At 71.7% G+C, this 19,078-nt stretch carries 17 protein-coding genes; 11 read left to right on the top strand and 6 right to left on the bottom strand.

All coding sequences use genetic code 11. The features are described from left to right. From CCN39_RS16305 to CCN39_RS16295, 3 genes are all read left to right on the top strand, one after another. A partial coding sequence (locus CCN39_RS16305; protein WP_143264053.1) for a TM0106 family RecB-like putative nuclease occupies positions 1-1,065 on the top strand: 1,065 nt, incomplete at its 5' end. 81 nt (positions 1,066-1,146) lie between these two features. Continuing rightward, a complete protein-coding gene (locus tag CCN39_RS16300) occupies positions 1,147-1,776 on the top strand; it encodes a PadR family transcriptional regulator (protein WP_208630242.1) in 630 nt (209 codons plus the stop codon). A gap of 6 nt (positions 1,777-1,782) precedes the next feature. Beyond that, the gene (locus tag CCN39_RS16295) at positions 1,783-2,436 is read left to right on the top strand and encodes a class I SAM-dependent methyltransferase (protein ID WP_086842902.1); all 654 of its coding nucleotides are present in this window, start codon (positions 1,783-1,785) and stop codon (positions 2,434-2,436) included. A 42-nt stretch (positions 2,437-2,478) separates the two neighbouring features. Here CCN39_RS16295 and CCN39_RS16290 read toward each other — a convergent pair whose 3' ends face one another. Beyond that, positions 2,479-3,237 carry an SDR family NAD(P)-dependent oxidoreductase gene (locus CCN39_RS16290; protein WP_086842900.1) on the bottom strand — a complete coding sequence of 253 codons (759 nt, stop codon included), beginning with the start codon at positions 3,235-3,237 and terminating at the stop codon, positions 2,479-2,481. 144 nt (positions 3,238-3,381) lie between these two features. Here CCN39_RS16290 and CCN39_RS16285 point away from each other — a divergent pair, with 144 nt between their 5' ends. The 4 genes from CCN39_RS16285 to CCN39_RS16270 all read left to right on the top strand — a co-directional run bounded on the left by CCN39_RS16285 (position 3,382) and on the right by CCN39_RS16270 (position 8,809). After that, on the top strand, positions 3,382-4,686 hold the full coding sequence (locus CCN39_RS16285; protein ID WP_086842898.1) for a UDP-glucose dehydrogenase family protein: 1,305 nt from the start codon (positions 3,382-3,384) through the stop codon (positions 4,684-4,686). 123 nt (positions 4,687-4,809) lie between these two features. Beyond that, positions 4,810-5,202, top strand: a complete 393-nt coding sequence (locus CCN39_RS16280; protein WP_341867707.1) for a VOC family protein — start codon at positions 4,810-4,812, stop codon at positions 5,200-5,202. Positions 5,203-5,232: 30 nt separating this feature from the next. Then, positions 5,233-6,999, top strand: coding sequence for a gamma-glutamyltransferase family protein (locus CCN39_RS16275; RefSeq protein WP_086842894.1), 1,767 nt, complete (start codon positions 5,233-5,235; stop codon positions 6,997-6,999). 55 nt (positions 7,000-7,054) lie between these two features. After that, a complete protein-coding gene (locus tag CCN39_RS16270; protein WP_086842892.1) occupies positions 7,055-8,809 on the top strand; it encodes a glycosyltransferase family protein in 1,755 nt (584 codons plus the stop codon). Here CCN39_RS16270 and CCN39_RS16265 read toward each other — a convergent pair whose 3' ends face one another. From CCN39_RS16265 to CCN39_RS16255, 3 genes are read right to left on the bottom strand one after another with little or no spacing between them, the layout of a single operon-like run. Then, positions 8,810-9,688: a VOC family protein gene (locus CCN39_RS16265; RefSeq protein WP_086842890.1), complete on the bottom strand. Its 879-nt coding sequence runs from the start codon at positions 9,686-9,688 to the stop codon at positions 8,810-8,812. Further along, the gene (locus CCN39_RS16260; RefSeq protein ID WP_086842889.1) at positions 9,681-10,205 is read right to left on the bottom strand and encodes an RNA polymerase sigma factor; all 525 of its coding nucleotides are present in this window, start codon (positions 10,203-10,205) and stop codon (positions 9,681-9,683) included. Before CCN39_RS16260 ends, CCN39_RS16265 begins: the two co-directional genes overlap by 8 nt. 52 nt (positions 10,206-10,257) lie before the next feature. Then, positions 10,258-11,682: an MFS transporter gene (locus CCN39_RS16255; protein ID WP_086842887.1), complete on the bottom strand. Its 1,425-nt coding sequence runs from the start codon at positions 11,680-11,682 to the stop codon at positions 10,258-10,260. A 102-nt stretch (positions 11,683-11,784) separates the two neighbouring features. Here CCN39_RS16255 and CCN39_RS16250 point away from each other — a divergent pair, with 102 nt between their 5' ends. The 4 genes from CCN39_RS16250 to CCN39_RS16235 all read left to right on the top strand — a co-directional run bounded on the left by CCN39_RS16250 (position 11,785) and on the right by CCN39_RS16235 (position 15,590). Further along, positions 11,785-12,618, top strand: coding sequence for a helix-turn-helix transcriptional regulator (locus CCN39_RS16250; RefSeq protein WP_086842885.1), 834 nt, complete (start codon positions 11,785-11,787; stop codon positions 12,616-12,618). A 73-nt stretch (positions 12,619-12,691) separates the two neighbouring features. After that, the gene (locus CCN39_RS16245; protein ID WP_208630241.1) at positions 12,692-13,798 is read left to right on the top strand and encodes a sensor histidine kinase; all 1,107 of its coding nucleotides are present in this window, start codon (positions 12,692-12,694) and stop codon (positions 13,796-13,798) included. After that, positions 13,795-14,463: a response regulator gene (locus CCN39_RS16240; protein ID WP_086842883.1), complete on the top strand. Its 669-nt coding sequence runs from the start codon at positions 13,795-13,797 to the stop codon at positions 14,461-14,463. The genes CCN39_RS16245 and CCN39_RS16240 overlap by 4 nt, the downstream gene beginning before the upstream one ends. A gap of 197 nt (positions 14,464-14,660) precedes the next feature. Beyond that, entirely contained in the window at positions 14,661-15,590 is a 930-nt protein-coding gene (locus CCN39_RS16235) for an FkbM family methyltransferase (RefSeq protein WP_086842881.1), read from the top strand. A 4-nt stretch (positions 15,591-15,594) separates the two neighbouring features. Here CCN39_RS16235 and CCN39_RS16230 read toward each other — a convergent pair whose 3' ends face one another. After that, entirely contained in the window at positions 15,595-17,952 is a 2,358-nt protein-coding gene (locus tag CCN39_RS16230) for a glycosyltransferase family 4 protein (RefSeq protein ID WP_086842878.1), read from the bottom strand. Next, positions 17,949-19,067, bottom strand: a complete 1,119-nt coding sequence (locus CCN39_RS16225) for a hypothetical protein (RefSeq protein WP_086842875.1) — start codon at positions 19,065-19,067, stop codon at positions 17,949-17,951. Before CCN39_RS16225 ends, CCN39_RS16230 begins: the two co-directional genes overlap by 4 nt. Positions 19,068-19,078: the final 11 nt, after the last annotated feature.

Genomic DNA, 19,078 nt, shown 5'->3' with positions numbered 1-19,078 from the left:
GACGCCGACGTCGTCGTCTGGCACGACCTCACCGCGGCCACCTGGCCGGGCGGCCGCACCGCGCTCACCGAGTACCAGGCCCGGTTCGCCGACCGGCTGGCCATCGCCACCGCCGCCGCGAACGGCGAGGAGCCGCTCGCCGAGCCGTCGCGCGTGCTGGAGTGCCGTCGCTGCCCGTGGTGGCCGACCTGCGAGGTCGTGCTCACCGAAAGCCGGGACGTCAGCCTGGTCGTGCGCGGCGAGGACGCCGTCGAGCTGCGCCGCGCCGGCGTGTCCACTGTGGACAAGCTGGCCGCGCTCGACCCGGCGGGGGAACTGCCGGAGGTGAACTGGACCGGCGTCACCTTCCCGGACGCCGTCGTGCTCGCCCGGGCCTGGCTGGCCGACCTGACCCTGGTGCGCCGCGTCGACCGGGTCGAGGTGCCGCGCGCCGACGTCGAGGTCGACGTCGACATGGAGAGCTTCGGCGACGCCGGCGCGTACCTCTGGGGCTGCCTGCTCAGCGGCGCCGACGTCGGCGTCCCGCAGGGCTACCGCGCCTTCGCGACGTGGGACCCGCTGCCCACCGACGACGAGGCCCGGTCCTTCGCCGAGTTCTGGGCCTGGCTCACCGACGTCCGCGAGCGCACCGAAGCGGCGGGCCTGACCTTCCGCGCCTACTGCTACAACGCGCTCGCCGAGAACCGCTGGCTCTTCGGCTCGGTCGAGCGCTTCGGCGACCACCCCGGCGTGCCGTCGAAGAAGGACATCCAGTCCTTTGTGGATTCCGAACAGTGGGTGGACCTCTTCCGCAGTGTCACCGACCAGTTCCTGTGCTCCCACGGCAAGGGCCTGAAGGTGATCGCGCCGGTGGCCGGCTTCTCCTGGCGCGACCCGGAGGCGGGCGGCGAGGCGTCGATGCGCTGGTACCGCGACGCGGTGGGCATGGACGGCGAGAAACCGGACGACGACCAGCGCGAACGGCTCCTGCGCTACAACGAGGACGACGTCCTCGCGACGCGGGCGCTGCGTGAGTGGATCGACGCCCGGGCGCAGGCCGAAGTGCCGTACATGTTCGATCTCTGAGTAGTTCGCCGACTAAGACACTTGCCTCCTGGCGCGTTCTGCGTAATACTCGTCTGCGAGTACTCGTAGACGAGGAGTCTGATGAAACGGCGGAAGGTCGCCAACGTCCTGGGGCTGGCCGTCCTCTCCGTCGTGCAGGAACGCCCCATGCACCCGTACGAGATGGCGGCCGTGCTCAAGCAGCGCGGCAAGGACGCCGACATGCCGATCAAGTGGGGCTCGCTCTACACGGTCGTCGCGAACCTGGAGAAACACCGCTTCATCGAGGCCGTCGAGAGCGTGAAGGACGGCGGGCGGCCCGAACGGACCGTCTACCGCATCACGCCCGCCGGCCGCGAGGAGTTCGAGGACTGGGTCCGCGAGCTCGTCGGCACGGTCGACCGGGAACCGCCGCGGTTCAAGGCCGGGCTGTCGATGATCGGCGTGCTGGGTCCGGACCAGGCGATCAGCCGGCTGCGGGAGCGGCTGGCGCAGCTCGGCGAACGCGCGGAGGCGCACCGCGCGGCGCTCGAACAGCTGCGGCCGCTCATGCCGCGGCTGTTCCTGGTGGAGGTCGAGTACGACCTCGCGATGACGGAAGCCGAGGCGCGCTGGGTGCGCGGCTTCCTCGAAGAACTGACCACCGGCGCCCTGCCGGGCCTCGACGCCTGGCGGCGCTACCACGAAACCGGCGAATTCCCGGACGACCTGGGGGAGTTCGTGGAGAGGTAGGAACCGATGGAGACGACCCGCAAGCACAAGGTGCCCGAGATGGAGGGCTTCCAGGCCCGCTGGTACGCCAAGAACCGCGGCACCGAGGCCCAGCTCGTGCAGTACCGGCGGCAGGCCGCCGAGGTCACGGCGGGCTGGCCCGAAGGCGCCGAAGTCCTGGAGGTGGCGCCCGGCCCGGGCTTCTTCGCCGTGGAGCTGGCGAAGCGCGGCTTCCGCGTCACCGGGCTCGACATCAGCCACACCATGGTGGAGATCGCGCGGGAAAACGGCGCGGGGCTCGACGTCGACTTCCGGCAGGGCGACATCACGCAGGCGCCGTTCGAGTCCGGTTCGTTCGACTACCTGGTCTGCCAGGCCGCGTTCAAGAACTTCCGGCAGCCGGTGACGGCGCTGAACGAAATGCACCGGCTGCTGCGCCCGGGCGGGTTCGCGGTGATCCACGACCTGAACCACGAGGCCACCGCCGGCGACATCCGGCGTGACGTCGCCGGGATGAACGTGGGCGCGGTCAGCAGCTTCACCATCCGGCAGACGCTGGGCTGGCTGCGGCGCCGGGCGTTCACGCGGGAGCAGTTCGAGGCGCTGGCCGCGGAAAGCGCGTTCGGCGGCTGCTCGGTCACGGCCGACGGCATCGGCCTGGAAGTCCGGCTGACCCGCTGACCGTGGGGCGGCACTTTCGGGAGGAAAGTGCCGCCCCCGGCATCAGCGCGGGGCCATGCGGAGCGAGCCGTCCATGCGGACCACCTCGCCGTTCAGGTAGTCGTGGTCGATCAGCGACAGCGCGAGCTGCGCGTACTCGTCCGGCCGCGCGAGCCGCTTCGGGAACGGGACGCCCGCGGCGAGCGACGCGCGGAAGTCGTCGCTGACGGTGGCGAGCATCGGGGTGTCGACGATGCCGGGCGCGATGGTCAGCACGCGGATGCCGTGCGAAGCCAGGTCGCGGGCCGCCGGGAGCGTCATGCCGACGACGCCGCCCTTGGACGACGAGTAGGCGACCTGCCCGATCTGGCCGTCGAAGGCCGCGATGGAGGCGGTGTTGATGATGACGCCGCGGGCGTCGTCCTCGAGGGGCTCGGTCTTCGCGATCGCTTCCGACGCGATCGTCAGCACGTTGAACGTCCCGATCAGGTTGATCTGGATGACCTTCGCGTACAGCGCGAGGTCGTGGCGGCCCTTCTTGGACAGGATCCGCGCGGACGGCCCGATGCCGGCGCAGTTCACCACGGTCCGCAGCGGCACGCCGGAGCCGGCCGCGGTCGCGACGGCGGCCTCGACCTGCTCGACGTCGGTGACGTCGGCCTCGACGTAGGTGATGCCGTCGACCTGCTCGGCCTTCTCGATGGACGACGCCAGGTCCAGCGCGAACACCCGCGCGCCCTTGGCGGCGAGGGCCTTCGCGGTGGCCCCGCCGAGGCCGGACGCGCCGCCGGTGACGAGCGCCGCGGTGCCGTTGATCTGCATCTGTGCCGTTCCCTTCGTCTTCACGTTCGCGGAGACAGGTTAACGCTCGTTCGCATGCGCGGCGTTCGTGTCTTCGCTCACCGCTCCCGGGCGCGACTGTTTCCGTTAGCGCGGTGGTCACGTCCGGCTGAGACCTTCAGCAGCATGACGCCAGCTCGGATCGTGGTGGTAGGAACCGGATACGTCGGCTTGACCACGGGGGCCTGCCTGGCCGGTCTCGGGCATTTCGTCACCTGCGTGGACGTCGACCGCGTCAAGGTGGCCCGGCTCGCGGCCGGCCGCGTCGACATCCTCGAACCCGGGCTCGCCGACCTGGTGCACCGCGGGATCGCGGCCGGGCGCCTCCAGTTCGTCGTCGGCGCGCGGGACGCGGTCCGGCACGCGCAGGCGGTGTTCCTCTGCGTGCCGACGCCGATGGGGGCCGGCGGCTCCGCGGACCTGCGCGCGGTCGAGGCGGTGACGGCCGAGATCGGCGACGTCCTGCCCGCCGGCTGCGCGCTGGTCACCAAGTCGACCGTGCCGGTCGGCACGTCGAAGCGGATCCGGGCGCTGGTCGGCCGCACCGACGTGCCGGTGGTGTCGAACCCCGAGTTCCTCCGCGAAGGCACCGCGGTCGCGGACTTCCTCGGCCCGGACCGGATCGTCGTCGGCTCGGACGACCTCGCGGCCGCGCGCTGGGTCGGCGAGCTGTACGCCGAGCTCGACGCGCCGGTCGTCGTCGCCGACGCGGCCAGCGCGGAGCTCGTCAAGTACGCCGCGAACTGCTACCTCGCGCTGAAGCTCTCCTACGTCAACTCGATCGCCGAGCTGTGCGAACGGCTCGGCGCGGACATCGACCTGGTCACCGAGGGCATGGGCTACGACCGGCGCATCGGGCGGACGTTCCTCAAGCCCGGCCCGGGCTGGGGTGGTTCGTGCCTGCCGAAGGACACCAGCGCCCTGGTCAAGGTGGCCGAGTCGGTGAACTACGACTTCACCATGCTGACCTCCGCCATCGACGAGAACCTCGCCCAGCGCGACCGGATCGTCGCGAAGATCGCCGGCGCGGTCGGCGGGACGCTGGCCGGCGCCCGGATCGGCGTACTGGGCCTGGCCTTCAAGGCGGGCACGAACGACCTGCGCGACTCGCCCGCGCTCGCCGTCTCGTCGGTGCTGTGCGCGCTGGGTGCGGAGCTGATCGCCTACGACCCGGCGGTCGACGGCGAGATCGCCGGGATGACCGTCGTCGACGACCCCTACCTGGTCGCGAAGGACGCGGACGCCGTCGTCGTGCTGACCGAGTGGGCGGAGTTCAAGCACCTCGACTGGGCGGCGATGGCCGAGCTCATGGAGGGCATCGACGTCGTCGACACGCGCAACCTGCTCGACCCGCGGGTGATCGTCGACGCCGGGCTGTCCTGGCAGGGCGTCGGGCGGCCGCGGGCGGCGGCGCGAATCAAGGTTTCGTGAGGACCTGATCTTGGTTAAGCTGGCGGCACGGCATCGCGTGTCGGTCACCGGCTGGGTGAGGCATGGAGGTGGCGGGAGTGCCCTGGAGGCATTTCAACCGTGTCGGTTTCCGTTTCCGTTGAATTGAACCATCTGATCGTCCCGTCCCGGAACAACCGGGAATCCGCCGAATTCCTGGCGAACCTGCTCGGCCTCGAAGTCGGGGAGGAATGGGGCCCGTTCGTCCCCGTCGAGACGCGCAACGGCGTCCGGCTGGACTTCGCGACCATCCCCGAAGAGGACCTGCGCCTGCAGCACTACTGCTTCCTGATCCCGGAGGACGACTTCGACGCCGTCTTCGCGCGGCTCGTCGAAACCGGCGTGACCTACCACGCCGACCCGATGGGGAAGCAGGTCGGCGAAATCAACCACAACCACGGTGGCCGTGGCGTCTATTTCCTCGATCCCGGCGGCAACGGGATGGAAATCATCACGCAGCCGTACGAGCCGGAGCGGAAGCGTCCCGCGTCCTGGTAGAAGTTCCTTAGCAATGCGTACTATCGGGGCATGTTCACGACGAGGCCGGAGCTGACCGGCACCTTCGGGATGGTGGCATCGACGCACTGGCTGGCTTCGGCCACCGGGATGGCGGTGCTGGAGGACGGCGGCAACGCGTTCGACGCGGCGGTCGCCGCCGGCTTCGTCCTGCAGGTCGCCGAGCCGCACCTGTGCGGCCCGGCCGGCCAGGTGCCCGGCCTCTTCGTGACGGCGGACGACCCGACCCCGCGGGCGCTGGCCGGCCAAGGCCCGTCGCCCGCGGGGGCCACCGCTGCGCATTTCGCGTCGCTGGGCCTGGACCTGATCCCGGGCAGCGGCCTGCTCCCGGCCACTGTCCCGGGCGCCTGGGACGCGTGGCTCCTGCTGCTTCGCGACTACGGCACGAAGTCGCTTCGCGAGGTGCTGAAGTACGCGATCGGCTACGCGCGCAACGGCGTCCCGCTGGTGTCGCGGGTCGGCGACACGATCAGCGCCGTGTCCCGCCTGTTCACCGAGCACTGGCCGACGTCGGCGGCGCTCTGGATGCCGGACGGCAGGCCCGCGTCCGGCCTGCACCGGAACCCGGCGCTGGCGGACACCTGGGAGCGGCTGCTGCGCGAGGCGGAGTCCGTCTCCGGCCGCGAAGCGCAGCTCGACGCGGGCCGTCGTGCCTGGGCACAGGGGTTCGTCGCCGAAGAGATCGATTCGTTCAGCCGGACCGCGTTCCGCGACGACTCCGGCCGCGACCACGCGGGCCTGCTGACCGGCGACGACCTGGCGTCGTGGTCGGCGTCGTACGAGGAACCGGCGTTCGTCGACGTCGACGACTGGCGCCTGGTCAAGCTGGGCGGCTGGACCCAGGGACCGGCGCTGCTGCAACAGGCGCTGCTCCTGCACGGCTTCCGCGACGAGCTGTCGTATGTGGATGGCGTCCCGTCGGAGCGCACGGTCCACCTGGCGACCGAAGCGGCGAAGCTGGCCTTCGCGGACCGCGAGGCCTGGTACGGCGACACCGACGTGCCCTTGGACGTGCTGCTTTCGGCGTCGTACACGGACGCCCGGCGTGCCCTGATCACGGACACGGCGTCCGAGTTGCTCCGCCCGGGCGACGCCCGCGGCCCGGCGCGGCTCCCGGCCATCCTGGACTCGCTGCAGGGCATCGAAGCGGGCGACGGCGCGACGGGCGAGCCCACGGTCGGCCCCCAGGGCCAGACCCGCGGCGACACCGTCCACCTCGACGTCGTCGACGCGGCGGGCAACCTGGTGTCCCTGACCCCCTCGGGCGGCTGGCTGCAGTCGAGCCCGACGATCCCGTCGCTGGGCTTCTGCCTGGATTCCCGCGGCCAGATGTTCTGGCTGGAGCAGGGCCTGCCGAACTCCCTGCAGCCGCGCAAGCGCCCCCGCATCACGCTCTCCCCGTCCCTGGCGCTGCGCGACGGCGTCCCGGCGCTGGCCTTCGGCACCCCGGGCGGCGACCAGCAGGACCAGTGGCAGCTGTGCTTCTGGCTGGCCCACGTGTACGGCGGCATGAACCTCCAGGAATCGATCGATGCGCCCGCCTGGCACACGACGGCGTTCCCGAGCTCGTTCTACCCGCGCTCGTGGAACCCGCGCGAGCTGGTGGTGGAGTCCCGCCTCGGCAGGTCCACTTTGGACGCCCTCCGCGACCGGGGCCACGAGCTGGTCGACGCGGGCGACTGGGCACTGGGCCGCCTCTCGGCGGTCTCCCGCGCCGACGGCCTCCTCCGGGCGGCGGCCAACGCCCGCGGCATGCAGGGGTACGCGGCGGGCCGTTAGGGCTCGGAGCTGCGCAGGTAGGCTGCCCCCAAACCAAGTGCTAAGGGGGCTGGACGTGGAAGGAGCCACGGCCGAGGAAACCGTTTCGCCGCCTGCCGAGGAGGCGCCGCGGGCGTCCGGTCGCCGGTTCGAGCCACGGAAGGCCGCGCTCTGGCTCGGCCGGCTGCTCATCAGCGAAGGCTTGATCGCCTTCTATGTCGGCCTGGCGATTTCGATGGTCTTCAACCACCGGATCGTCACGCACCCGAAGTCCTTGCTCACCGGCGGGCTCGGCGATCCGCTGCTGTGGGTGTGGGAGCTCGGCTGGCAGCACCACTGGCTGACCCACGGCGGCGACTTCTGGACGTCGAACCAGTTCTACCCCGCGGTCGACAACTATGCGTTCGGCGAGACGCTCCTCGGCTACGTCCCTTTCAGCGTCTTCGCAGGCGACGGCCAGTACAACAACGTCTTCCTCTACAACCTCCTCTTCGTGTTCTGCTTCGCGCTCGCCTTCGCCGGCGCGTACCTGCTGGTCAAGCAGCTCGGCAGCAACTGGCAGGGCGCGCTGCTCGCCGGCGTCGTGTGGGCGTGGGCGCCGTGGCGGCTCAGCCACATCGCGCACCTCAACGTCCTCTCCACCGGCGGGATCGCGCTGGCCCTGTGGGCGCTCGCCAAGGGGCACGGCTTCACCTTCCGCGGGGAGCGCGGCGAGACCAAGCCGCGGTGGGTCGTCGCCGGCTGGCTGATCGCCGCCTGGCAGGTCAGCATCGGGTGGGCGATCGGGCTGCCCTTCGTCTACCTGATGGCCCTGGTCGGGATCGCGATCGCGCTCTACGCCTGGCGCCTGGGCCGCCGGATGATCATCGCGAACGTCGTCGGCGTGGTCGCGTTCCTCGGCATCGTCTACTGGCTGGTGGTGCCGTTCCTGCGGGTGCGCTCGGAGTACGGCTTCACGCGCACCTGGAAAGAAGTCGAAGTCTTCTCGCCGCCGGTCAACGGCCTGTGGACCGCGCCGTACGAGACCTGGCTGTGGCTGGAAACGGCCTTCAACAACGAGGCCGTGCTCCCGCAGGACGGCGTCGGCGAGATGCTGCTGTTCCCCGGTCTCGCGGTCACCGTGCTGGGGATCGCGGGCCTGTTCTTCAGCGCCTGGACCTGGCGGGTCCGGGTTTTCCTCGGCGTGTTCATCGGCTTCAACGTCCTGCTCTCGCTCGGCACGACGTTCCTCGGCGGCGGCCTCTACTGGCTGTTCTGGAACTTCCTGCCCGGCTGGGACGCCATGCGCACCCCGGGCCGGATGATCATCTGGGTCACCCTCGGCCTGGCGATCTCCGCGGGCGGCCTGGTCACCCGGCTCTACCGGTTCATCGACGAGCACACCCGGATGGCCACGCAGGTCATCGCGTTCTACATGATGTTCCCGGCCTTCTTCGCGTTGCTCGAAGGCATCCCGCGCTGGCAGCAGGTCGAGAACCCCGGGATCCCGCCGGACGTCAAGCAGGTGTTCACGAGCACGAAGGAACCGATCGCGCTGCTGCCGATGGACCTGTGGAGCAACTTCAAGTACCAGCTGTGGTCCACCGAGGGCTTCCCGACGACGGCCAACGGCACGGCCAGCAACTACGGGCCGCAGTTCCACGACATGCAGGACTCGTCGGCCACCTTCCCGGACAAGCACAGCATCGACGTCTTCAAGCGGTACGGCATCCGCAAGATCGTCGTCGTGAAGTCCATGGAGGGCGCCATGGGCATCCTCCAGCGGCCGACCGCCGGCCTGCCGTTGACCAAGGTCGAGTCGAACGACGTCGTCGTGTTCACCCTCCAGTGATCACGGCTTCTGCCAGAGCCAGAACTCGATGCCCTGGTTGTCCGTGCAGTCCGCGGTGGTCCCGTACGGGTGGTTCTCGACCTCGCCCGCCCGGCCGCCCTGCGCCCGCACCCGCGTCAACGCCGATTCGAGGTCGTCGACCGCGTACATCAGCTTCCAGCCGACCTGACGGTCCCCGGCCCACAACCCGCCTTCGAGCCCCGGGCCCGCGAACCCCCACGCGTCCGACGTCGAGCCGGGCGTGAACTGCCAGCCCAGCACCGCGGCGTAGAACGACTTCGCCGGCTCGGCCTCCGGGACCTGGAACGTGAAGTACATCGCCTCGCCGTGCCGGGCGGGCTTCGGTCCCGCGGCCGGCGTCGCCGCCTGCGAGACCAGCCAGCGCTGGCCGAAGGGGTCGCGGAACGAGCCGCCGCGGCCGTACGGCGAGTCGCTCACCTCGCGGATCAGCGTCGCGCCCAGCTCCAGCGCGCGGGCCACCGAAACGTCGACGTCCGGTACCTCGACCCGCACCGACGCGCCGCCCTCGCGCGGCGCCACGTGCCCGATCTCCGGGTACTCCTCGGCGAGCATCAGCACCGCGTCGCCGATGGCCAGCTCCGCGTGCCCGATCCGGCCGTCGTCCATCAGGATCGGTTCGCCGCGGCGGGTCGCGCCGAAGACCTCGACGTAGAAGTCGAGCGCGGCGCGGGCGTCGGACACGGCCAGGTAGGGCGTCAGCGAGCGAAGTTCGGCGGCGGCCGCGGGGGCCTCGGTGGTCGTCATGTCGGCTCCGTTCAAGATGGCGCGACGCAGGTTGTCGCGCAGTTCGGCGGCGAAGTCCGGGTCGGGCGCGACCCGCTCGGAGGGACGGCGAAGCGCGTCGAAAGGCTCAGGCATCGCGACCCTCCTTCTCCTCGTAAGCGCGCCGGAACGCGGCTCGGGCCCGGACGAGCAACGCCTCGGTGGCGTGCACGCTGCGCCCCAGGTGGCCGGCGACCTCGGGGACGCCGAGGCCGTCGACGTACCGCAGGGTCAGCGCGGCCCGGTGGTGTGGCCCGAGGGCTTCGAGCACCTGTCTCGCGCGCAGGGCGTCGAGCCGCTCGTCCCACGGGTCCTCGACGTCCGGTGCACTGTCGTGCACCAGCCGCAGTCCGCGTTCCTCACGTTCTTTGCGCCGCCAGTGGTCGGCGAGCTTGTGCCGGGCGACGCCGATCAGCCACCCGGTGCTCACTGGAGGTGCGTATTCCTTGCGACAGGCGGCGACCGCCCCGAGGAACGTCTCGGACGTCAGTTCCTCGGCGAGCGTGCGGTCGCCGCACCGGGACAGCAGGTACCCGTAGACCTCCGGCAGGGCCGTCTCGTACAGGCCGAGCAGCGCGAAGGCCGGGTCCGGTCGTACCCGCGGTTCCGTCACACCTTCATAGTCGTCCGGCGCCCGGATTTTCCGACGGGTGAATTCCGGATTTCTACCCCCGCGGGTCCGGCAGCCGCCGCCCGGTGATCGCGACGATCGCCGCCAGCACCGCCACCACGCCGATCACCAGCGCGAACGCGTCCCGGCTACCCATCGAGCCCGACAGTGCCGCGTACAGACTCCCCAGCGTGGCCACGCCCAGGGCCAGCGACGTCTGCTGGTTCGTCGTCATCACGCCCGACCCGACGCCGGCCAGGTCCGTCGGCACGTGGGAGAGCACGATCCGGAACAGCGTGGTCATCGCCAGGGCGTTCCCGACGCCGATCGCCACCATCGACGGCGCCAGGTCGAGGATCGTCACGTGCGGCCACGTCGACAGCGTCGTGCAGAGCAGCGCCACCATGCCCGTCGCCGTGATCGCGCCGCCGATCGGGACGACCTTCTGGCCGTAGCGGGCCACCAGGCGGCTGCTCAGCATCGACACCGTGAAGTAGGCGACGGCCAGCGGGGTCAGCGCGCCACCCGCGCCCAGCGGGCCGAAGTGCAGGCCCTCCTGCAGCGTCATCGCGACGACGAACATGAACGAGCCGAACGCGCCGAAGAACGGCACGGCCACCATCAACCCGCGACGCACGCTCGGCAGCCGCATCACCGACGGCGGCAGCAGCGGCGTTCCGCCGAGCCGCTCCAACCGCCGTTCGACGTGCACGAACGCCGCCGCCGCGAACGGGAACACCGCCAGCAGCGCGATCGTCCAGACCGGCCAGCCCAGTGCGCGGCCCTCCATCAGCGGGACCAGCAGCGACAGCAGCGACACGGCCAGCAGTGCCGTGCCGAGGCGGTCGACGCCCAGCGGGTTGTGCGCGCGGCTTTCCGGCAGCTTGCGGGCCATCACCAGCACGACCAGGCCGATCGGGACGTTGACCAGGAAGATCGGCCGCCAGCCGGTACCCCACAGGTCGGCCGCCACCAGGGCACCGCCGAGCAGCTGGCCGACCACCGTCGAGATGCCGCCCGTCGCGCCGAAGAGGCCGAGCGCGCGTGACCGCTTCTCGCCCGAAGTCGTCGCCTGGATGATCGAAAGCACCTGCGGCAGCAGCAGGGCCGACGCCGCCCCCTGCGCGGCGCGGGCCACCACCAGCGTGCCGGCCGTCGGGGCGATTCCGCAGGCCAGGGACGTCAGCGTGAACAGCCAGAGGCCGGTGACGAACAGCCGCCGCCTGCCGAACGAGTCGCCGAGGCGGCCGCCGACCACCAGCAGTACCGCGTACGCGATGCCGTAGGCGGCGACCACCAGTTCCAGGGTGGCGGTGGACGCGTGGAGGTCGGCATCGATCGTCGGCAGCGCGACGTTGACGATGAAGAAGTCGATGATCGGCAGTGCCGCCCCCAGCAGCACCGTGACCAGGCCGGCGGGGGTCAGTCCCGGTCGGCTGGGAGCGCCGGCGGTTTCCGGCGCGAGTTCGGTCGTGGTCATGGGTACTACGATCAACCCGATTTTAAACTGGTACCAGTTGCTGCTTATCCAGGTATTGACCACTACCTGGTACCAGGTTCCGGAGCGTGCCATCCTGGCACCATGACCACCGCTGTCGAATCCGACCTGCGCCGCCAGGAGCTGGCGAGGTTCCTGCGCAGCCGTCGCGAGCGGATCACGCCCGAGCAGGTCGGCCTGCCGATCGTGGGCCGCCGCCGGACGCCGGGGCTGCGCCGCGAAGAGGTCGCGCAGCTCGCCGGGGTCGGGGTCACCTGGTACACGTGGCTCGAGCAGGGGCGCGACATCAACGCGTCCGAGCAGGTCCTGCAGGCGATCGCCCGCACCCTGCGGCTCGACCCGCACGAGCACGTCCACCTGTTCCGCCTGGCCGGGGCGCCCGAGCCGGAAGGCGAAAAGGACTGCCAGGTCATCACGCCGGCGATGGAGCTCATGCTGAAGAAGCTGGAGCCGTACCCGGTCGCGATCCGCAACGCCCGCTGCGACCTGCTCGGCTACAACCGTGGCTACACCTGGCTGATGGGCGACGTCGACGCCATCCCGTTCGGCGACCGGAACACGCTGGTCCAGTGCCTGCTCAACCCCGAGTGGCGCAAGCGCATGCTCGACTGGGACGCGAACATCCCGCGCGTGATCGCGTCCTTCCGCGCGGCGATGGCCGACCACGTCGCCGAGCCGGCGTGGAAGCAGCTGGTCAAGCGCCTCAAGGCCGAGTCACCGCTGTTCGCGGAGCTGTGGCCGCACCACGACGTCAACTCGGAGCCGATCCGCACCAAGCGGTACCTGCACCCGGACGTCGGGCTGCTCCAGTTCAACTTCACCTACCTCTACTACGGCCGCCGGTCGGAGATCACCATGTCGACCTACACCCCGGCCGACGAGGAGACGGCGGCGAAGCTGCCGCTCGTCTTCGACTGAGACTGACGACGTACGCGCGCAGTGCGCTCCGGGACGGACGCGCCGACCGGTCGTGACCGGTAGCTTTCGCGGCATGAGATGGCCGCCGTGGGTGGGGCGCGTGGTGCGCACCGTCGTCGTCACCGTGTTCGTGCTCGGGGCGACCAGCGGTGCGTCGCGCTGGCAGCCCGGCGCGACCCCGATGACCCCGCTCGCGGCCGGGTGGCTCGCCGCCACCGGGCTGACCTTGCTGGTCGTCCACCGCTTCCCGCTGACGCTCTTCCTGGTGACGGCCGCCTCCGCGTTCGGCTACTACGCCTCCGGCCTGCCCGGCGGGCCGGTCATCCTGGTGCCGACCATCGCGTTGTTCGTGCTGACCCGGCAGCGCGGGCCGCTCACCGCGGGGCTCACCGGCGCGTCCGCGCTGGCCGCCGCATACGTCGTGCACATCGTCCTGACCAGGTCGTTGGCCCTGGAGTCCGGCGCCGGGTTCCTCGTCGTCTGGCTGACCGCCGTCATCGGCATCGGCACCGCCGTCCGGTACCAGCTCGACGCCCTCGCGGCCCGGCGGGAGCAGGCCGACGAGCACCGGCACCGGCTCGCGGAGCAGGAGCGGCTGCGCATCGCCCGCGAGGTCCACGACGTCGTCGCGCACAGCCTCGCGATGATCAACGTGCAGGCGGGCGTCGCCGCGCACGTCGCCGACCGGCGGCCCGAGCAGGCGAAGGAGGCGCTGCTCAACATCAAGGCGGCCAGCGCGTCCGCGCTCAAGGACCTGCGCGCGACCCTGGCCGTGCTGCGCTCGGGGGAGGACAAGGCACCCGCGCCGAGCCTCGCCCAGGCCGGCGAGCTGCTGGACCACGCCCGCGACGCCGGGCTCACGGTCGACGTCCACGGCGAACCCGGCGATCTCCCGGCACCCGTCGACGCGGCCGCGTACCGGATCCTGCAGGAATCGCTGACCAACGTCGTCCGGCACGCCGACCGGCCCAGCCGCGTCGACGTGCGGTTCGAGCGGCAGCCGGGGGCCTTCACGCTGCGGGTCCGCGACGACGGCCGCGGTACCGTCCAGCCGAACCCGGGCCACGGTCTGCGCGGGATGGGCGAACGCGCCGCGGCGCTGGGCGGCCGGTGCACCGCCGGGCCGGTCGGCGGCGGTTTCGAAGTCCGCGTCGAGCTACCGATCGAGGGGGAAGCATGATCCGCGTCCTGCTGGCCGACGACCAGGTCCTGGTCCGCGCCGGGTTCCGCGTGCTGCTGGAGACCGAAGACGGCTTCGAGGTCGTCGGCGAGGCCGGCGACGGCGAGCAGGCCGTCGCCGGAGCGGTCGAGCACCGCCCCGACATCGTCGTGATGGACGTCCGGATGCCCGGCGTCGACGGCCTCGAAGCGACCCGCCGGATCACCGCGAACCCCGACCTCGCCGGGACGAAGGTGCTGGTCCTGACCACCTTCGACGTCGACGAGTACGTCTACGAAGCCCTGCGGGCGGGCGCCAGCGGGTTCCTGCTGAAGGACACCGAACCGGTCGAGCTGCTGCGCGCGCTGCGGGTCGTCGCGAACGGGGAGGCGCTGCTCGCACCGACAGTCACCCGCCGGCTGATCCAGGAGTTCGTCGGGCGCCCGGAGAACCGGCAGATCGACACCAGCGCCGTCCGCGAGATCACCGACCGCGAGCGCGAGGTGCTCGGCCTGGTCGCGGGCGGGATGTCGAACGACGAAATCGCCGCCCACCTGGTGATCTCGACGGCGACGGCGCGCACCCACGTCAGCCGCATCATGACGAAGATCGGCGCGCGCGACCGCGCCCAGCTGGTGGTGCTGGCCTACGAGTCCGGGCTCGTCACACCGCGTCGCCCCGCCTGACCCGGCGCACCACGCGGACCGCGCGCACCAGGAACACCACGGCGAGGACGCCGACCAGGCAGATCCAGATCACGGCGCCTCCTCTCCCGGCCGATGCTCTGCTCAGTGGGCGTCCGAGAGGGGGAAGGCGTTCACCGACACGGCGGAAGTCACACCTTCGGGCTAAGTGCGACGGGCTCCCCGGCTATCCTCGGCGGGTGATTTCGTACGCGCAGAACGCGGAAGACGTCGTGCTCGCCCGCGTCTTCGCGGGGCAGGCCACGGGGCGCTACCTCGACCTCGGCGCCGGGGATCCCGTGGTCGCGTCGGTCACGAAGCACTTCTACGACCTCGGCTGGCGGGGCATCAACGTCGAGCCGATCCCGGCGAAGGCCCGCGAACTGCGCAGCGCCCGCCCGGAGGACCTCACGCTGCAGGTCGCGGTCGGCGCGGCACCCGGCGTCGCGAAGCTGCACGTCGTCGAGGACGAATGGGGCTGGTCGACGCTCGACGACGACCTCGCCGTCCGCTACCGCGACGACCGCCGCTGGCAGGTGGGCGCGGTCGAGGTGGAGCTGACCACGCTGGCCGCGCTCCTCGACGCCCACCCCGGCCCGGTCGACTTCCTGAAGATCGACGTCGAAGGCGCCGAGCGCGCGGTGATCGAGGGCGCGGACTGGACCCGCCACCGGCCGCGGGTGCTCGTCGTCGAGGCGACGGAACCGGGCTCGCCGAAGCCCACCCACGAGCAGTGGGAACCGATGCTGCTCGACGCGGGTTACCGCTGCGCGCTGTTCGACGGCCTCAACCGCTTCTACGGCCGGGCCGACGACGCCGACGTCCTGGCGGCGCTGGCCGCGCCGGCCAACGTGTTCGACGAATACGAGCCGTACGAGCACGCCCGCTTGCGCGAGGAGTTCGCCGCGGCGCAGGCGGGCCGCCCCGCCGAGGTCGGCTACATCCGCCGGCTCGAGGAGACCGTGGCCGAGGCCCAGCGCGCCCGCACCGACCTCGGGCTGGAGCTGGAAGAGGCCCGGCGCGAGCTGGCCCACGCCGCCCGTGCCGCCGAGGAGAGCCGCCGCCGGGCCGCGGCCCTCGAACACCGCGTGTCCGAGCTGGAAGCCCAGCTCGGACTCCGGCTCCCCTGACGGCTCAGCGGCGCACGCGCGGCCGGACCCCGTCCCGCGCCAGCTCCGCCAGCCGCCGGTTGATCACCTTCGCGACCGCCGCCGGGCTGCAGAAGCCACGGATCGCTTCGATCGCCTTCGCGCCCATTTCCTCGCGCAGCCGCGGGCTGTCGGCGAGCTTGCGCAGCCAGCGCGCGGCCTGGTCGACGTCCGCGTCGGCCCACAGCTGCCCGACCGTGTACCAGTCGCCGAACCCGCCGCCGAACCGGTGGTCGTTCGGTCCGATCGGGCGGGCTTCGTACCCGACGACCGCCGCCGCGCCCGGGGGCATGAAGTCGATGTTGCCGCCGAACCCGGTCGCCACCACCGGCTTGCCCATCGCCATCGCCTCGGCCATCCCGAGCCCGAAGCCTTCCGAGCGGTGCAGCGACGTGTAGACGTCGCAGGTGGCCAGCAGCGTGTCCATGTCCGCGCGGGACATCTCGCGCCGCAACAGCGTCCCCCCGACCGAGGCGACCGCCGCGCTCAGCGACGTGTCCAGTTCGGGGAAGCGCTGGAGGTCGTTCGCCTTGAGCACCAGGTGGGCCTTCGTCCCACGCTCTTCCGGCGGGAACGCCCGGCGGAACGCCTCGATCACCGCCCACGGGTTCTTCCGGGCGTCGCTCGAGGACGCGCTGAACGTGAACAGCACGATGAGGCCGTCCTCGGGGAGGCCGAACTTCGCGCGGTCCCCGGTGACGTCCGGCGCCTGGGGGACGACGTTGGGCACCACGGTGATCGGGATGTCGGTCACCGTGCGGAACGCGTCCGAGACGAACTGGGAGATCAGCCAGAGCTCGTCGATGCCCGGCAGGTGCGGCAGCGCGTGCACCGGCGGTTCCGGCAGTTCCCACGCCCACACGGCGATCGTGTAGCGGTCCAGCGCGTGCTCGGGGATCAGCTGCCACTCGTTGACGTTGACGATCCACAGGTCGACGTCGAACTCCTTGCCCCGGCGCAGGGCGGTGACGTCCGGGGGGACCTCGATCGAACGGAACGGCGCCTGGCTGTTGAACTCCGTGAACGTCATCGCGGTGCCGCTCGCGGCCATCGCCTGGACGTACCGGCGAGCCGACTCGGACAGGCCGGTGCTGGCGCGGACGTCGGCGAAGACGTTCACCCCGGGCCGTGGCTCTTCCGGTGGCGCGACGAAGTTCTCCGCCGCTTCGATCGCCTCGGCGTACCCCTGAGCCGCGATCGGCCAGGTGGCGTTCTCCCCGGTCCACTTCCGCGCGAGCTCGCCCGCCGCGCGCAGTTCCTCCGGCCAGCACATCCCGCGTTCGAGCAACCGGTACAGCTCCGCGGCCTCACCGGCCGGCGACGTCGGGACGGTCCAGCAGAACGACGAGTCGTAGTGCCGGTGCTGCGGCAGGTCGCTGGTGATCACCACGCGCCCGGCGCCGAACGCCCGCAGCATCGTGCCGCTGGTCTCGCCCGCGGTCGGCCACCGCAGGCTGACCACGGCGTCCGTGGCCAGGATCAGGTCGTCGAGGCGGTCTTCCGCCGGTGACAGTTCGAAGTGGACGGAGTCGGGGAACCCGCTGGCGACAGTGACTTGGCGCACCTGGTCGAGCAGCGCCGGATCGCCAGCGTGGCCGGCGATCACCAGCCGCGCGTTGGGCCACCGGCGGCGCAGCTCGGCGAAGGCCAGCACGGCGGCGGTCACCCGCCGGTGCCCGGCCAGGCTGCCGAAGACGCCGAAGACGACCTGGTCGTCGGTCCAGCCCAGCCCGGCCCGCACCGGCTCGCGGCGTGCGGGGTCGGGCAGCAGCGCGCCGTGCGGCACCGCGTGCACCGGGATCCCGGGGTACCGCGCGCGCAGGAACTCCGCGGTCCGCGGGTCGTGCACGACGACCCCGCGGCTGGTCGTGACGAGCCGGCGTTCCAGGGTCAGCGTCGCGTGGTCGAGGATCTTGACGCCGTCGACCTCGATCGCCGGCAGGCCGTGGAGCAGGGCCGGGTCGTGCTGGTGGCCCCAGATCGGCCCGTGCGCGTACCGCACCTCTTCGCGGAAGGCCTCGGAGGCGACGCTGCCGAGGATCCCGGCGTGGAAGTCCAAAAGGGACGGATCGTGCAGCACCACCACACCCGGGGCCGCGATCGCCTGCCGGTAGATCTCGCCGTGGACACCGGCGTGGTTGCCGATGTGGTAGATCGGCACGCCTTCGGACGGCTCGGCCGCGCCGAGCAGCCGGACCCGGGCGGGCACGCGGGCGCCCGGCGCGTCGGTCATCGCGGCGACGTCGAGCAGCTCGGACAGGGCCTCGGTCAGGTGGTAGCTGTAGTCGGCGATCCCGCTGGTCCGTGGCGGCAGCGGGGTCCACATGGTGGCGCGGGCGGTCATCGCCGGGCGATCAGGCACAGGCGCTCACCCAGACCGTCCACCGCGGCCACCTCGCGGACCTCGACCTCCGGGAAGCCCGCCGCCTCGGCGACGAACCGGAGGTAGGCCGGGTGCAACGGCTTCTGCGCGAAGGGGTCCAGCCGGAACTCCGTCTCCGCGCCGGCGCCCGGCGTCTCGACCAGCAGCACGCCACCGGGCTGCAGCGCAGTCGCGGCGAGGTCGGCGAAGCGCGCGAGGGCGTCCGGCGTCAGGCGTTCGGCGAACCGGAAGGCGGTCACCGCGCCGAGCGAGCGGGACGGCACCGCCGCCAGCGCGGCCAGGGACTCCCTCGCGGCGACGTCGAGGCCGAGCCCCGCGCAGTGCCGGCGGACCAGCTTGTTGTCCGACGCCGCCAGGTACGGCAGTTCCGCCGAGCGAAGCACCTCGAGCCATTCGCCGCGGCCCGGCGCGACGTCGAACACCGGGCCGGTCGCGCCGGCTTCCCGCGCCGCCGTGACGAGCGGCAGGTGCGTCTTGCGCGCTTCGCGCACGCGGCTTTCCGGGCCGTCGAGCAGCTGCGAGAGCGCCAGCTCGAGGAAGGACTCCCGGTCGGCGACGTCCGCGGCGACCTCGGCGACCGCCTGCCCGGCCCGGACGCGGTCGAGCGCGACGTCCAGCTGGGCGTGCCGCAGCCGGGCATCGGCCGCCGCCGACGTCAGCGCCGCGACCTGCGTTTCCAGGGCCTTCAGCCGCAGCTCGGTGTCGTCACCCCGCTCGCCCGTCTCGGCCTGGTGCAGCTTCAGCTCGGACAGCTGCGATTCGATCCGGCCGAGACCCGCGTACAGCCGCTGGTTCAGGCCCGCGGTCATGGTCCGGTCCTGCTGCCGCAGCTGCTCGACCTCGTGCGCCAGCTCGGCGTGGCGGACGGCGTCGGCCGGCAGCTCGCGCTGGGTGTGGTGGACGGCGGCGAGCGCGTCCCGGATGGCCAGGTTGGCCTCGATCTGCCACTTCACCTGGCGCTTCCACAGGAACCGCAGGGCCAGCCGGCCGAGCAGGTCGGTCCGGCGCAGCGGCAGGTGCAGCTCGCGGTGTTCGTCGAGGCGGGCCAGCGCGGCGGCCAGCTGGTCAGAAGACATGCACAATCCCA

It is taken from the genome of Amycolatopsis kentuckyensis (assembly GCF_002155975.1).
Taxonomy (GTDB): domain Bacteria; phylum Actinomycetota; class Actinomycetes; order Mycobacteriales; family Pseudonocardiaceae; genus Amycolatopsis; species Amycolatopsis kentuckyensis.
The sequence above is the reverse complement of the archived record's forward strand: the minus strand, read 5'-3'. Positions and strand labels throughout refer to the sequence as shown.